A 14,462-nucleotide genomic window follows, 5' to 3' on the forward strand; every position below is an offset into this window, starting at 1 on the left:
ATGAATGTCTTACAGCGTTTCATGCAGAATCGCGGTGCCGTGGTGGGCACGGCGATGCTGGCCCTGGTGGCCTTGACCGCGGTCTTCGCATCGGTATGGTTCGGCCGGTCGCCGTGGATGATGGTGGGCGAACCATTGCTCAAGCCGTTTTCGCAATCGGAATTCCTGTTCGGCACCGATATGCTGGGGCGCGATATCGGCACGGGGTTGGCGTACGGGGCCCGCGTGTCGCTGCTGATCGGCCTGGTATCGACCTTCGTGGCTGTCTGCCTGGGTATCTTCATCGGCGCGGCCGCCGGGTTCTATGGAGGGTGGGTCGACGACCTGCTGATGCGCTTTACCGAGTTCTTCCAGGCCATTCCCCAGTTCGCCATGGCCATTGTGCTGGTGGCGATATTCAAGCCCTCGATCTACTCGATCGTCGGAGCGATTGCGGTGGTGTCGTGGCCGCCGGTGGCCCGCCTGGTGCGCGGGGAATTCCTGTCGCTGAAGCAGCGCGAATTCGTGCAGGCCGCCATCGTGATAGGCCAGCGGCCGGCCCGCATCATCTGGACGCAGATATTGCCCAACGCGACCTCGCCCATCATCGTGGCGGCTTCATTGATGATCGCGACGTCCATCCTGACGGAGTCGGCCTTGTCCTTCCTGGGGCTGGGCGACCGCAACCTGATGAGCTGGGGCTTCATGATCGGCGCTTCGCGCACCATGCTGCGCGAGGCTCCGTGGATGAGCGTGATGCCGGGGGTAGCCATCTTGCTTACCGTGCTGGCCATCAACCTGGTCGGCGAAGGCCTGAACGACGCGCTCAATCCCCAGTTGCGCAAGCGAGGTGAGTCATGAGCAATCCGGTCAATCAGCCGGCCGGCACACTGCTGCGCGTGGATGGCTTGACGGTGGCCCTGCCCAGGGGAGCAGACCGGCCCTATGCCGTGCAGGATGTCTCTTTCGACCTGCGGGCCGGCGAGATCCTTTGCGTGGTGGGTGAGTCGGGGTCGGGAAAATCGATCAGCGCGAACGCCATCATGGGTTTGTTGCCCGCGGGCCTGGCGCCCCGCCAAGGACGCATCCTTTTCAAGGGCCAGGACCTGCTGCGGCAATCCGAAGAGACGCTGCGCACGCTGCGGGGCAAGGAAATAGGCATGATCTTCCAGGAGCCCATGTCGGCCTTGAATCCGGTCATGACGGTGGGGGAACAGATTCGCGAGGTCATGGCGGTGCACGGCGCGTTTCCCGGCGAGGCCCGTGGCCGCCGCGTGCTGGAACTGCTGGGCCTGGTGGGCTTGCCCGATCCCGATTCACTGCAGCATGTGTACCCGTTTCGCCTGTCAGGCGGGCAGCGCCAGCGCGTGATGATTGCCATGGCCATGGCGATGGAGCCCGCCATTCTTATCGCCGATGAACCCACCACCGCGCTGGATGTCACCACCCAGGCGCAGATCCTGGCGCTGATCAAGCGTATCCAGGCGTCCATGGGCATGGCCGTGATGTTCATCACGCACGATTTCGGCGTGGTGGCCGATATTGCCGATCGGGTCGTGGTAATGGAAAAGGGCGTCCTGGTAGAGCAGGGCAGCGCCGGGCAGGTGCTGAACCGCCCGGTGCATTCCTATACGCGCCGATTGATCGATGCCGTGCCGCATGGGCGCGCGCGGGCGTCGTCCGCTGGCGTGGCCCGTGGGCCGGTTCTTGAAGTCCGGAACCTGAGCAAGCACTATGTGACGGCAGGCGGGCTGCTGGTAAAGAAGCGGGTGGTGCGCGCGGTCGATGATGTCAGCTTCAGTGTCGGGCCGGGCGAGACGCTGGGCGTGGTCGGAGAATCCGGGTCGGGGAAATCCACCATCGGCAAATGCCTGCTGAAACTCATCGAGATCGACGGCGGCCAGATGCTGTTCAACGGCCGGGATATCGCTCCGTTGTCGCCCTCGGCATTCCTGCCGCATCGCAAGCATATACAGATGATCTTCCAGGATCCGTTCGCTTCGCTGAACCCCCGCCATACCGTGGGCCGCATCATTAACGATGGCCCGCTGGCAAATGGTGTGCCGCCCGCTGAGGCGCACAGGCGGACGCACGAACTGCTCAAACTGGTGGAACTGGGCGAGTCGGCGTTCAACCGCTATCCGCACGAATTCTCCGGCGGCCAGCGGCAGCGCATCGGCATCGCCCGCGCGCTGGCCCTGGAACCGCAGCTGCTGGTGGCCGACGAGTCGGTTTCGGCGCTGGACGTGTCCGTGCAGGCGCAGGTGCTGGGCTTGCTGCATCAGATACAACAGCGGCTGAATATCGCCATGATATTCATCACCCACGACCTGCGGGTGGCGGCCCAGATCTGCCACCGGATCGCGGTGATGCACCGCGGGCGCATCGTGGAATATGGCGAACCCGCCCAGATACTGGACCGGCCGCAGCAAGACTACACGCAGCGCCTGATCGGCGCCATTCCGGGCAAGGACTGGGTGCCGCCCAGGTTGCTGGCGCAAGGCGATCAACCTGCCTAGTCGTCGCGGTTCGGATCCATGCCGGGAAACAGTACCTCGGTGAAACCGAACTTCGAAAAATCTTCGATGCGCGACGGGTACAGCCGGCCGATCAGGTGGTCGGACTCGTGCTGCACCACACGCGCATGAAAGCCTTCGGCCTCGCGCTCGATGGGCCTGCCCTGCGGATCGTGGCCGCTGTAGCGGATATGCCGGTAGCGCGGCACCATGCCGCGCAGGCCGGGCACCGACAGGCAACCTTCCCAGCCGTCTTCGCGCTCGTCCGACAAGGGCGTGATCACCGGATTGCACAGGACGGTCAGGGGCACCGGCGGCGCGTCGGGGTAGCGTTCGTTGTGCTCGAACCCGAAAATCACCACTTGCAGGTCGACGCCGATCTGCGGCGCCGCCAGGCCCACGCCCTGGGCATGCACCATGGTGTCGAACATGTCGGCAACCAGCGCATGCAGCTCGGGGGTGTCGAAGTGCTGAACCGGCTGCGCCACGCGCAACAGGCGCGGGTCGCCCATCTTGAGTATGGTGTGGATCATGGTGGCGTGCGCGGCGGGGGCGTCAGTCGGCCCGGCCCTTGTGCTGGATGAACTCGATCTTGTAGCCGTCGGGGTCTTCGACAAACGCAATGACCGTGGTGCCGTGCTTCATGGGGCCGGCTTCGCGGGTAACCTTGCCGCCTTTTTGCTTGACCTTTTCACAGGCGTCGTAGGCGTTGTCGACTTCCAGGGCGATATGGCCGTAGCCGTTGCCCAGGTCGTAGTGGTCGGTGTCCCAGTTATGGGTCAGTTCGATCACGGCGCCCTCGTTTTCGTCCTGGTAGCCGACGAAAGCCAGCGTGAACTTGCCATCGGGGTAGTCTTTGCGGCGCAGCACGCGCATGCCCAGGACATTGGTGTAGAAATCGATGGATTTGTCCAGGTTGCCGACGCGCAGCATGGTATGTAGAAAACGCATGAAAATTCCTTGATAGGGAAAGCGGGCACAGGCGTACATCGTAGCAAGAAATACCCGTGCGCTTTGCCCGTATCGCGTGCGCCCGATGCGCCCTGCCAGTGCATCGGGCCCCATTGTGAGGCATGCGGCGGTGCCGGCCGGATTGTTGACGCCTGCCTATGAAAGCATTGGTTTTTTTCATTTGTAGGGCTTTGCCCCTGTCGCCCATAGTACGGGTACGGCAACGGGCAAGGCCCGGTTGCCGTCCCACTACAAAATCACAGGGGGATGTTCATGCAACGCATCGCTGGTGCCTGTTTTTCAGTCATTGCCTTCCTGTTCGCGGCAGTCGCGCCGGCCTTGGCCGCTGCCGCGGACGCCGGCTATCCCGATCGCCCGATACGGCTGGTGATCCCGTGGTCGGTAGGGGGCTCGACCGACCTGCTGGGCCGGATCCTGGCCGAGCGCATGGGCCGCGACCTGGACACCACCGTGGTGGTCGAGAACAAGCCAGGCGCAACGGGAACCATCGGCTACGCGCAGGTGGCGCGCGCCTCGGGCGATGGCTATACCCTGCTGCTGGGCACGAACAGTACCTTTGCCATTGCACCGCATTTCTATCACGACCTGCCCTATGACGTGACGACTGATTTCGTGGCGGTGGGGATGATAGGCTCGAACCAGCAGGTGCTATGTGTACATCCCGGCGTGCCGGCCGGCACATTGGCGGAATTGGTGCAGTACGCCAAACAGCAGCCCGGCGCGGTCACGTACGCCTCGTCCGGCGTGGGCGGCTCCAGTCATCTGGCGATGGAATTGCTGATGTCGACCACGGGCACCCAGATGCTGCATGTGCCCTATCGCGGCGGGGCGCCCGCGGTACAGGCGATTCTGGGTGGCCAGACGCAGGCCGGCTTTGTCGATATCAGTATTGCCGAGCCGCTGGTGCGCGCCGGCAAGCTGCGGGCGCTGGGCACCAGCGGCGCCCGCCGCGCGCCCTTGCTGCCCGACACGCCGACCCTGGCAGAGGCGGGCGCGGCCGGGTTCGAATCATTGACGACTTTCGGCTTGTTCATGCCGGCGGGTACGCCCGCGAAAGTCGTGGCGCGCATCAATACCGCGCTGAATGCCGCGCTGCAAGACCCCGCCGTGACCGAAAAACTGGGCGGCCTGGGATTCGAACTCACCGGCGGCAGCCCCGCGGCGTATGCGGTTTATGCAAAAACGGAGACCGCCAAATGGGGCAACCTGATCCAGCAGCGGCACATCGTCCTGCCATGACGCGGGCTGCCAATACATCGAAGCCGCTGCTGCTGGTGCCCACGACGCTGCGCGGGCTGGCCCTGCGCAACCGGATCGTCGTATCGCCAATGTGCCAGTACGCGTCGCAGGACGGCGCGCCTACCGACTGGCACCTGGTGCACCTGGGGAAGTTCGCGCTGGGCGGCGCAGGCATTGTCTTTTGCGAGGAAACCGCGGTCGAAGAGCGCGGCCGCAAGACCTATGGCTGTGCGGGCATTTATGCCGACCGCCATGTCGAGGCCTACCGGCGCATCACCGATTTCATCCGCGGCGCCGGCGCGGCGTGCGGCATCCAGCTCGGCCATGCGGGCCGCAAGGCCTCTTGCGGGCCACCCTGGACCAACTTCCGGCCGTTGACGCCGGAAGACGCGGCAGCAGGCATGCCGCCGTGGCGCGGGGTATCGGCCAGCGCGCTGCCGGCCAAGCCCGGCGCGCTCGATCCGCATGCGCTCGATGACAGCGGTATCGAGGCGGTGATCCAGTCGTGGCGCCTGGCCGCGCAGCGCAGCGTGGACGCCGGTTTCGACATCTGCGAAATACATGGGGCGCACGGCTATCTGATCCACCAGTTCCTGTCGCCGCTGGCCAACCGCCGCACCGATGCGTGGGGCGGCGACCTGCAAGGGCGCATGCGCCTGGCCTTGTGTATTGCTGAACAGGTGCGCGAGGCCTGGCCGAACGACAGGCCCGTGTTCTTTCGCGTGTCGGCAATCGACGGCAATGGCGGCGCCTGGGACATGGACGATACCGTGACGCTGGCGCGGGCCCTGCGCCAGCGGGGCGTGGATGTGATCACCTGCTCTTCGGGGGGCATCAACGGGCCGTTGAACATGGCCGTGGTACCGCGCGTGCCGGGCTACCAGGTGCCGTACGCCGAGCGTGTCAGGCGCGAGGCAGCTGTCGCCACCTGCGCGGTCGGCCTGATTACCGAGCCGGCGCAGGCCGAGCAAATACTGCAAGACGGGCAGGCCGACCTGATCGCGTTGGCGCGCGAATTGATGGTGGACCCCAATTGGCCAGTGCGCGCCGGGCGCGAATTGGGCCTGGCCGGCTACCTGGATCTGCTGCCCGACGACTACGCCTGGTGGCTGAAGCGGCGCGAAGATATCCGGGCCTTGTCCGGGCCGGGTTGACCCGCCTGGCGTTCCGATGCGGCTTAGCCGACCAGTTCGACCCCGTCGGGCAGCGTTTGCTCGCGCAAGGTGATCGATAAAGCCTGCAGCAGTCCCTGCGCGGTCGAGGACATCGATCGCAGGCGGCGGGTAACCAGGAACAGCTCGCGATAAATCGCGGGCTCGTCCAGGAACAGGAACTTCAAGGAGTCGAGCTGGTGCGTTTGGGCTGTAAGCATGGGCAATATCGAGATGCGCCGACCCAATTGCAGCATCGGGTACAAAGACGCGGAACTCGACACCTCTTCGCGGTGCTCCGCCAAGTCGAATTGCTGCAAGGTGCGGCGATGCACGCTTCCCACCTGCGTGTCGGACGCCAGCCCCACCAGGTCGTCGCGATACGCCGATACCTGCGACCACCGCACCGGTCCCGGTACGACGGCCAGCGGGTGGTCGTTGCTGCAGGCCACGCCGTAGCGGTCCCTGAACAGGGGGGAATAGTCCAGCTCGGCGTAGTTCGACAGGCGGCTGGTCAGGCCGAAATCGACTTCTCCATCGCGGACCCGCCGCTCGATTTCCGCCGAGCCCCCTTCGCGTATTGACAGTGTGACCTGCGGGTATTTGTCCTGGAACCGCGGCAACGCCGGTATCAGCAGCCAGACCAGCACCGACGGCGCGGCGGCGATGCGGACATGGCCTTGTTGCTGCAGGGCCACGGCCTTGAGGTCGCTGACGACGGCATCGAACTGCTGCAGCAGCGCGGCGGACCGTTGGTGCAGATGGTGGGCCGCGGGCGTGAGCGTCACGCTGCGCGTGGTGCGGTCGAACAGCTTGATGCCGATATCCGCCTCGAGCTGGTGGATGGTCGAGCTGAGCGAGGACTGCGTCAGGAAGAGACGTTCGGCCGCGCGCGTGAACGAGCCGGTATCGGCGACTGCGACGAAGCTGCGCAGGTGGCGCAAGGTGATGTTGGTAGGCATGGTGGCGGTACGCGGGCATCAGTAAACGCACGGTCAAGAATATATAGGCATGGCGAATCAATCAACCACAATTTTTCATTTGTGATCGTAAATACCCTTTCCTATCATTGGTCGCAAGTTCAATGACGTCCAGAGCCGCAACATCGTGAAGAACCTATCTGCAATGCCCGTAACGCAGCGCTTGCGCATCGCCGTCGACATCGGCGGAACCTTCACCGACGGCGTCGCCGCCCGCGAGGCGGACGGCCGCATCTGGGTGGGCAAGACACTGACCACCCCGGAAGATCCCGGCCAGGCGGTATCGGCGGTTATCGGCGAATTGCTCAGGCAGGCGGGCGATGGCGCAGCACAGATGCTGGACGAAGTGGTGCACGGGACAACGCTGGTCACCAATACGCTGATCGAGCGCAAGGGCGCCACGACGGCGCTCGTTACCACGGAGGGCATGCGGGATGCGCTCGATATCGGGCGCGAACTGCGGTATGACCTGTACGACCTGGAACTGGCGTTGCCCCGTCCCTTGATCGCACCCGGGCGCCGCATCGAGGCGCGCGAACGGTTGGCGGCCTCTGGCGAGACCGTGACCGCGCTGACCGACGCCGAGCTGCAGCGCATCGTGGATGAGGTGCGCGCGCTGGACGTACGTTCGGTAGCAGTCTCGCTGCTGCATTCGTACTTGAACGACGATCATGAACGCCGCGTGGGTGCCGCGCTGCAGGCGGCCTTGCCCGATGTCGAGGTGTCGCTGTCCTCTGACCTGGCACGTGAAGTCAAAGAGTTCGAGCGCACGTCGACGGCGGCAGCCAGCGCCTATGTCAAGCCCGTGGTCGCCGACTATCTGCGTCAACTGGAAGCGCGCATCGAGGCGCTGACGCCCGGCATCGCGCTGCGCATCATGGTGTCCAGCGGAGGCTTCACTTCGGCCGGCGCCGCGGCGCACACGCCGATTTTCCTGCTCGAGTCCGGCCCGGCTGCCGGCGTGCTGTCGGCACTGAATACCGCCCGCGCGCAGGGGGTGCGCAAGGTGCTTGCGTTCGACATGGGCGGCACCACCGCGAAGGCATGCGTGGTGGCCGATGGCGAGGCGCCGGTGGCATACAACTTCGAATGCGCGCGCGTGCACCGATTCAAGCGCGGGTCGGGCCTGCCCATCCTGATTCCCAGCATCGACCTGATCGAGATCGGCGCCGGCGGCGGCTCGATCGCGCATGTGAACCGCATGGGCCTTCTGAATATTGGCCCCGAGTCTGCCGGCTCGGTGCCCGGGCCGGCCTGCTACGGACTCGGCGGCACGGAAATCACCGTGACTGACGCCGACCTGGTGCTGGGTTACCTGAATCCCGACAACTTCCTGGGCGGCGAGATGCGCCTGCGCAAAGAGCAGGCGATGCAGGGCCTGGAACGCCTGGCGGGCCAGCTCGGCATGGCGCCGCTGGAAGTCGCTTGGGGCATACACGACATGGTCAACGAGAACATGGCCAATGCCGCCCGCATCCATATCGCAGAGAAAGGCCACGATCCGCGCGACTTCACTTTCGTGGCCACCGGCGGCGCCGGCCCCGTACATGCCATCGAGGTTGCCCGCAAGCTGCGCATGCCCAGGCTGCTTGCCTCGATCGCGGCGGGCGCGGGCTCTTGCCTGGGCATGCTGGCCGCGCCCGCCCGGGCCGATCGTTCCTGGTCGCAGCCCGCCTTGCTGGATGATATCGCCTGGGACGAGGTCAGCGAGCGCCTGCGCGGGCTGCGCCAGGAAGCCGCTACCGAGCTGGCTACCGCCGGCGTGCCGGAGGCGGTCGCGCAATGGTCTGTCGGAGTCGAGATGCGCTACTACGGGCAGGGCGACAACGTTTCGGTCAGCATGCCCTGGAGCGAGTTCGGCAACGATGCCGCGCAAGTCGTGCGGCATGCATTTGAAGACCGCTACCGCGCGCTGTACGGCCACCTGGTTCCCGGAGCCCGGCCGCAGGTGCTGACGTGGCGCCTGACCGGCAAGTCGGCCGCGGTTTCGCGCGACTTCAATTGGGGCGAAGGCGCCGCCGTCGCCGGGGGCATGCCGGTACGGCGCGAGATCTACCTGCCGCTGAAGGGCGAGTTCGGCGCGGTGGACGTCTACGAGCGGTATGCGCTGCCCGCCGGTACCCGGCTACAGGGGCCGCTGGTGCTTGAAGAGCGGGAGTCGACGCTTGTCGTTCCTATTGCGGCCGACGTGGAGATCCTGCCGGACCTGACTGTCTCGGTGACACTCAAGGAGTTTGAATGATGCGAGCTACCGTAAGCCCGACCCCGCCGGCGCATGCCCAGCCCGCGGCCCGGTTCGACCCTATCGAACTCGAGATCTTGTGGAAGCGCCTGATCAGCATCGTGGACGAGGCTTCGACGGCGTTCGTGCGCACCTGTTTTTCGACGCTGGTGCGCGATGCCAACGATTTCGCGGTAGTGCTGACCGATGCCCAGGGCAGGTCGCTGGCCCAATCCACGCTGAGCATCCCGTCGTTCATCGGCAGCCTGCCGGCCACCGTAAAGCATTTTCTGAAGAAGTATCCTCTCGAGACCTTGCGGCCGGGCGATGTACTGGTTACCAACGATCCCTGGATGGGTACGGGGCACATCCACGACATCAATACGGTCATGCCCATCTTTTTCCACGGGCGCGTGGTGGCGTTTGCCGCGCTGGTCTCGCATCTGCCGGATATCGGCGGACGGCTGCGCAGCAATGCCAATCGGGATATCTACGAAGAGGGCCTGCAGATTCCCATGCTCAAGCTGATGGATGCGGGGCAGGTGAACCAGACCCTGGTGGACATGATCCGGCAGAACATCCGTGTGCCGGAACAGGGCCTGGGTGACATCTGGGCGCAAGTGAGCGCCTGCCGGATGATGGAAGAGCGCCTGGTGCCACTGCTGCAGTCGGTGGACCTCGACGCCCTGGGCGCGGCAATACGCCAGCGTTCAGAGACGGCCATGCGCGATGCGATCCGCGCCGTGCCTGACGGCATCTACGAATCCGAAGTCCACCACGACGGCTTCGAAGAGCCCATCCTGATACGCTGCAAGGTTACGGTGCGCGATGACACCATTGCGATCGACTATGCCGGTTCCAGCCCGCAGCAGCCGCGCGCGGTCAACGTGGTGCCCATCTATGCGTTTGCTTATTCGGCCTATCCCATCAAGGCGCTGCTGTGTCCCGAGGTGCCCAATAATGAAGGCAGCATCCTGCCCATCAGCACGCAGGCGCCCCTGGGCTCGATCCTGAATCCCACGTATCCGGCCGCGTCCGGCGGCCGGGGGGCGATCGGCCACATGCTGTCGCCCGCCATCTTCCTGGCGCTGGCGCCAGTGCTGCCCGAGCGGGTGTGGGCCTCGGGTTCGGGGAATTCTTCAGTGACGATGTTCGGCCAGTATCGCGACCGGCCATTCAATGTGGTGAACTTCATCAACGGCGGGCAGGGCGCCACGGCCAGCCGCGACGGTTTTTCCGCGCTCTCGTTCCCGGCCAACCTGGGCAACACGCCGGTGGAAATGATGGAGGCACTGGCGCCGATACGCGTGCACCGCCGCGAGATCCGCCGCGGCAGCGGCGGCGCCGGCGCGCATCGGGGCGGCGACGGCCTGACATTCGAATTCGAGATCACGCCGGAAGCCTCGAGCATATCGGCATCGTTCCTGATGACGCGCCTGAAGCATCCTCCGGTTGGCTTGCACGGAGGCGCCGACGGGCAGCGAGGGCGCCTGGCCATCAATGGCACCGATGTGGACCCGACCGAACAGCGCATCCTGCGGCCCGGCGACCGCATCTTGATGGAATCCGCCGGGGGCGGCGGATTCGGCAAGGCGTGACGGTGCGGGGGGCTGCCCGATCGGGCCTTAGTTGGCCGACGCGCCCGACGCTTTCACCGCCTCGGCCCACGCGGCGATCTCGCTTTGGATGAATGCGCCGAACTCGTCCTTGCCCAGGTTGGCCGCCTCGGCGCCTTCTTCCATCAGGCGCTGGCGTACTTCGGGCGAGGCCAGGGCCTTGGCGAAGGCCTGGTTCAAGAGATCGACTGTGGCCGCCGGCGTACCGGCCGGCGCGACGATGCCGTGCCACGAGATGGCCTGGAAGCCCGGCAGGCCCGATTCGGCCATGGTGGGCAGGTCGGGCAGGGCGGGCGAGCGCCGCGGCGAGGTGACTGCCAGCGCGCGCAGCGTGTCGGCCTTGATGTGCGGCATGGCACCCGGAATGGTGGTGAACAGGAACTGCACCTGTCCGCCGATCAGGTCGGCCAGCGCGGGGCTGCCACCCTTGTAGGGCACATGCACGAAGTCGAGTCCGGCGCGTTGCTTGAACATCTCGCCGGCCAGGTGGCCGGGCGTGCCGGCGCCGGCCGACGCCATGTTGAAGGCGTTGCCGTTGGCCTTGATCTCGGCGATCAGCTCTTGCACATTGGTGGCCTTGACTTGCTTGTTGACCACCAGCACGTTGGGCACCGTGGCCAGCAAGGTCACGGGCGTGAAGTCTTTCACGGCGTCGTATTGCAGGTTCTTGTACAGCGCCGGGTTGATCCCGTGCGTGCTGGCCGTGGCCAGCAGCAGCGTGTAGCCATTGGGTTCGGCGGTGGCGACCGTCTTGGCGGCGATCGAACCGTTGGCGCCGCCCTTGTTGTCGACGATGATGTTCTGCCCCAGCGACTTGGATACCTCGCTGGCGACGGTGCGCGCCAGGATGTCGGAGGTGCCGCCGGCCGAGTGGGGCACCACCAGCGTAATGGGGCGCTGGGGAAAGGACTGCGCCGATGCCGGCGCGGCACAGACGAGTGTAGCCAGTGCCGCCCCGCAGGCGGCCTGGATCATGGTTTTCTTCATCGGAATGTCTCCGTGGTTCTTCGGGGTAGCGACAAGGCGCCCGCTTGAGCGGGTACCGGTGTCAGTGTTTCACCGAGCGGCCTGCCAGCCGCCAGGTGGAAGCGCGCAGCGCTTCGGGGGTGGGACTTTCACTTCAGTCTGCCCCCAGCTTCAGGGGGTCGGGCTGGCGTTTCTCGATGGCCCACTTCAGTAGCGCCGCGCAGCGGTAGATACCATGGGCGAATTTGCCGTAGGGCAGTGTCAGGAACAAGGCCATGACCACGCCCAGGTGGATGGCCAGGAACAGGCCCATGGCCTGGGTATCGCGCAGGGCCAGCAGCAGCAGGCCGGTCAGGCTGGTAAGGAACAGCAGGGCGATGAAGCCACGGTCCATGGGGCGCTGCGCGGCGTCGCCGTGCAGCGGATGGCGCTTGATATTCAGCCACAGCAGGCCGGCCGGCCCGATCAGCAGGCCGATGCCGCCTACCGTGCCCAGTATCACGGGCAGGCTCAGCACCGGGTAGGGGGCCTGCCATCCGAATGCGTAGTGATATACGGTGGCCACGCACGTGGCCGCGAAGCACAGCATGAAGCCGTAGAACGTCAGGTGGTGAAAGCGCCGCCGCGCCAGGGTGAAGGCATCGTCGGCGTTGTTGCAGCCCTTGCCATGGCCGCCGTCCAGGTAGCGCAGCCGCAGTGCGTCGTGAGTGGCTTCCGCCACGGCCGCGCCGCTGGCGGTACCGGGCGACACATCGCGCCAGAAGCGGGCCACCCCCAGGCCCAGCGCCACGATGGCGAACAGGAACACCAGGCCGAACATCAGCGCCAGCGTGTTGTGCGGGAAGATGGCGTAGAAGTTGCCCGCCAGCGGCTCGTGCAGCAATCCGCCGGTGATGGCCACCGTCAGCACCAGGAACAGGGCCAGCGCACCCGCGGCTGCCAGCGACAGGGTCAGGCCGTTGTGCTTGTACAGCTTGCCCAGCGCGGCGGGCCAGGCGTAGTCGCTATAGGTTTGCACCCGCACCTTGGCCATGGCCTGCGGCACGTTGACGCCGAACTCGTGCGGCGGCGCGTACTGGCAGGCGTGCAGACAGGCGCCGCAGTTGTGGCACAGGTTGGCCAGGTAGTTGATGTCGGCCTTGCCGAATTCCAGCCGGCGCGTCATGGCCGGGAACACCGCGCAGAAGCCTTCGCAGTAGCGGCAGGCGTTGCATATCTGCATGACCCGCGCCACTTCGGTTTCGTCGCCGCTCAGGCTGGCTGCCGGCGCCGCGGCGCTCTTGGCATGCCATTGCACCGGCTGTTCGGCCGCCATGCTGGCCATGGCCGGCATGGTGGCGGCGCGCGCCTGGCGGGTGAGTTCTTCAAGCTGCTTCACGTTGTGCTCCCGTTGCCCGCTGGGCCAGCGCCGCTGCGGCGGCCTGCGTGCCGGCAATGCGGCCGAAGGCCGTGCCGATAGACATGCCGACGCCGGCGGTATAGCCCTTGCCCAGTACGTTGCCGGCCATCATCTCGCCCGCCACGAACAGGTTGTCGCTGGGCCGGTCGCCAAAGCGCACGGCGGCGGTATCGTCCACCTTCAGGCCCAGGTAGGTGAAGGTGATGCCGGGCCGCAGCGCATAGCCGTAGTAGGGCGGCGTATCGATGGGGCGGGCCCAGTGGGTCTTGGCAGGCTGCACCCCTTCGGTATGGCAATCGTCGAGCTGGGTATGGTCGAAGGTGCCGACGCGGCAGGCCGCGTTGTAGTCGGACAGGGTCTGCACGAACCGGGCTTCGTCCAGGCCCAGCTTGCGCGCCAGTTCGGGCAGGGTGTCGGCTTGCACGCCGGGAAATACCGGCGGCATGAAGCGCCCCACGGCCTTGCTGTCGATGATGGAATAGGCGATCTGCCCGGGCTGCATGGCGGTCAGGCGGCCCCAGATGGCATAGCGCTTGGGCCAGAAGTCTTCGCCCTCGTCATAGAAGCGGCAAGCGTCGCGGTTGACCACCACGCCCAGCGATACGCAGTCGATGCGGGTACATATACCGCCGTCATACAGCGGGGCGCGCGCATCGATGGCCACGCAGTGCGATTGCGACGGGTCGCCGATGGTGTCGGCACCGGCCTCGATCATGAACTTCAGCAGCACACCGGTGTTGAAGCGCGTGCCGCGGATCAGGAAATTGTCGGCTGGCCATTCGCCACGCTCGTTCTGGCCCCAGGCCTCGCGCAGCCATTCGCGGTTCGACTCGAATCCGCCCGCGGCCAGCACACAGGTGCGCGCGGCGATGCGTTCGTCGCCGACGCGGGCCGCCACGAAGCGGCCGTTGTCCAGTTCCAGCGAATCCACCAGCGTGTCGTAGCGGATCTGCACGCCCAGGGCTTCGGCGCTGCGGTAGTAGGCATTGACCAGCGCCTTGCCTCCGCCCATGAAGAAGGCGTTGGTGCGCGCCACGTGCAGCGCGCCCGACAGCGGCGGCTGGAAATTCACGCCGTGCTTGCGCATCCAGTCGCGACAGGTCGACGATTCGCGGATCACCAGCCGTGCCAGGTGCTCGTTGGTGATGCCGCCCGTCACTTTGAGCAGGTCTTGCCAGTATTCTTCTTCGGGGTAGGCCTCGATCAGCACGTCTTGGGGGGCATCATGCATGCAGCGCAGGTTGCGGGTGTGCTGTGAGTTGCCGCCGCGCCATTCGCGTGGCGCGGCTTCCAGCAGCAGCACGCTGGCACCGGCTTCGCGCGCCATCAGCGCCGCGCACAGCGCCGCGTTGCCGCCGCCTATTACCAATACGTCGATCATGGGATTGGGCCTGTAGAGTCAGCCCGCAACTATAGGCCGGGC

The 14,462-nt window shown here is 65.8% G+C and carries 12 protein-coding genes; 6 read left to right on the forward strand and 6 right to left on the reverse strand.

Annotated elements, in window-relative coordinates; translation table 11 throughout:
* Positions 1 to 840, forward strand: coding sequence for an ABC transporter permease (locus KW845_RS00700; protein ID WP_218367274.1), 840 nt, complete (start codon positions 1 to 3; stop codon positions 838 to 840).
* The gene (locus tag KW845_RS00705; RefSeq protein ID WP_218367275.1) at positions 837 to 2,498 is read left to right on the forward strand and encodes an ABC transporter ATP-binding protein; all 1,662 of its coding nucleotides are present in this window, start codon (positions 837 to 839) and stop codon (positions 2,496 to 2,498) included. The genes KW845_RS00700 and KW845_RS00705 overlap by 4 nt, the downstream gene beginning before the upstream one ends.
* Here KW845_RS00705 and def read toward each other — a convergent pair.
* The gene (def, locus tag KW845_RS00710) at positions 2,495 to 3,028 is read right to left on the reverse strand and encodes a peptide deformylase (protein ID WP_218367276.1); all 534 of its coding nucleotides are present in this window, start codon (positions 3,026 to 3,028) and stop codon (positions 2,495 to 2,497) included. The two genes, KW845_RS00705 and def, sit on opposite strands and share 4 nt — an antisense overlap.
* A 22-nt stretch (positions 3,029 to 3,050) precedes the next feature.
* Positions 3,051 to 3,446 carry a lactoylglutathione lyase gene (gloA, locus tag KW845_RS00715; protein WP_218367277.1) on the reverse strand — a complete coding sequence of 132 codons (396 nt, stop codon included), beginning with the start codon at positions 3,444 to 3,446 and terminating at the stop codon, positions 3,051 to 3,053.
* Positions 3,447 to 3,719: 273 nt separating this feature from the next.
* On the opposite strand from gloA, the gene KW845_RS00720 reads away from it, so the two are divergent.
* Together KW845_RS00720 and KW845_RS00725 are read left to right on the forward strand one after the other, a co-directional pair.
* Entirely contained in the window at positions 3,720 to 4,706 is a 987-nt protein-coding gene (locus KW845_RS00720; RefSeq protein ID WP_218367278.1) for a tripartite tricarboxylate transporter substrate binding protein, read from the forward strand.
* The gene (locus KW845_RS00725; RefSeq protein ID WP_255592282.1) at positions 4,664 to 5,860 is read left to right on the forward strand and encodes an NADH:flavin oxidoreductase/NADH oxidase; all 1,197 of its coding nucleotides are present in this window, start codon (positions 4,664 to 4,666) and stop codon (positions 5,858 to 5,860) included. The genes KW845_RS00720 and KW845_RS00725 overlap by 43 nt, the downstream gene beginning before the upstream one ends.
* Positions 5,861 to 5,883: 23 nt before the next feature.
* On the opposite strand, the gene KW845_RS00730 is transcribed toward KW845_RS00725, so the two are convergent.
* On the reverse strand, positions 5,884 to 6,819 hold the full coding sequence (locus KW845_RS00730; protein ID WP_218367279.1) for a LysR family transcriptional regulator: 936 nt from the start codon (positions 6,817 to 6,819) through the stop codon (positions 5,884 to 5,886).
* Positions 6,820 to 6,964: 145 nt separating this feature from the next.
* Here KW845_RS00730 and KW845_RS00735 point away from each other — a divergent pair, with 145 nt between their 5' ends.
* Positions 6,965 to 9,079: a hydantoinase/oxoprolinase family protein gene (locus tag KW845_RS00735; protein ID WP_370628160.1), complete on the forward strand. Its 2,115-nt coding sequence runs from the start codon at positions 6,965 to 6,967 to the stop codon at positions 9,077 to 9,079.
* Positions 9,076 to 10,656 carry a hydantoinase B/oxoprolinase family protein gene (locus KW845_RS00740; RefSeq protein WP_255592283.1) on the forward strand — a complete coding sequence of 527 codons (1,581 nt, stop codon included), beginning with the start codon at positions 9,076 to 9,078 and terminating at the stop codon, positions 10,654 to 10,656. Before KW845_RS00735 ends, KW845_RS00740 begins: the two co-directional genes overlap by 4 nt.
* A gap of 27 nt (positions 10,657 to 10,683) precedes the next feature.
* Here KW845_RS00740 and KW845_RS00745 read toward each other — a convergent pair whose 3' ends face one another.
* The 3 genes from KW845_RS00745 to tcuA form a co-directional block, all read right to left on the reverse strand.
* A complete protein-coding gene (locus tag KW845_RS00745) occupies positions 10,684 to 11,649 on the reverse strand; it encodes a tripartite tricarboxylate transporter substrate binding protein (protein ID WP_255592439.1) in 966 nt (321 codons plus the stop codon).
* A 145-nt stretch (positions 11,650 to 11,794) separates the two neighbouring features.
* Positions 11,795 to 13,018 carry a tricarballylate utilization 4Fe-4S protein TcuB gene (gene tcuB / locus KW845_RS00750; protein ID WP_370628161.1) on the reverse strand — a complete coding sequence of 408 codons (1,224 nt, stop codon included), beginning with the start codon at positions 13,016 to 13,018 and terminating at the stop codon, positions 11,795 to 11,797.
* A complete protein-coding gene (gene tcuA, locus KW845_RS00755) occupies positions 13,005 to 14,420 on the reverse strand; it encodes an FAD-dependent tricarballylate dehydrogenase TcuA (RefSeq protein ID WP_218367281.1) in 1,416 nt (471 codons plus the stop codon). Before tcuA ends, tcuB begins: the two co-directional genes overlap by 14 nt.
* Between the last annotated feature and the right edge of the window lie 42 nt (positions 14,421 to 14,462).

Origin of the sequence: Bordetella sp. BOR01 (assembly GCF_019218885.1) — a bacterium.
Lineage (GTDB): Bacteria > Pseudomonadota > Gammaproteobacteria > Burkholderiales > Burkholderiaceae_B > Bordetella_A.

Bases quoted from the DNA above. Each gene is read 5' to 3' on its own strand.
- KW845_RS00700 (WP_218367274.1), top strand. From the start codon at position 1: ATGAATGTCTTACAGCGTTTCATGCAGAATCGCGGTGCCGTGGTGGGC.
- KW845_RS00705 (WP_218367275.1), top strand. From the start codon at position 837: ATGAGCAATCCGGTCAATCAGCCGGCCGGCACACTGCTGCGCGTGGAT.
- def (WP_218367276.1), bottom strand. From the start codon at position 3,028: ATGATCCACACCATACTCAAGATGGGCGACCCGCGCCTGTTGCGCGTG.
- gloA (WP_218367277.1), bottom strand. From the start codon at position 3,446: ATGCGTTTTCTACATACCATGCTGCGCGTCGGCAACCTGGACAAATCC.
- KW845_RS00720 (WP_218367278.1), top strand. From the start codon at position 3,720: ATGCAACGCATCGCTGGTGCCTGTTTTTCAGTCATTGCCTTCCTGTTC.
- KW845_RS00725 (WP_255592282.1), top strand. From the start codon at position 4,664: ATGGGGCAACCTGATCCAGCAGCGGCACATCGTCCTGCCATGACGCGG.
- KW845_RS00730 (WP_218367279.1), bottom strand. From the start codon at position 6,819: ATGCCTACCAACATCACCTTGCGCCACCTGCGCAGCTTCGTCGCAGTC.
- KW845_RS00740 (WP_255592283.1), top strand. From the start codon at position 9,076: ATGATGCGAGCTACCGTAAGCCCGACCCCGCCGGCGCATGCCCAGCCC.
- KW845_RS00745 (WP_255592439.1), bottom strand. From the start codon at position 11,649: ATGATCCAGGCCGCCTGCGGGGCGGCACTGGCTACACTCGTCTGTGCC.
- tcuA (WP_218367281.1), bottom strand. From the start codon at position 14,420: ATGATCGACGTATTGGTAATAGGCGGCGGCAACGCGGCGCTGTGCGCG.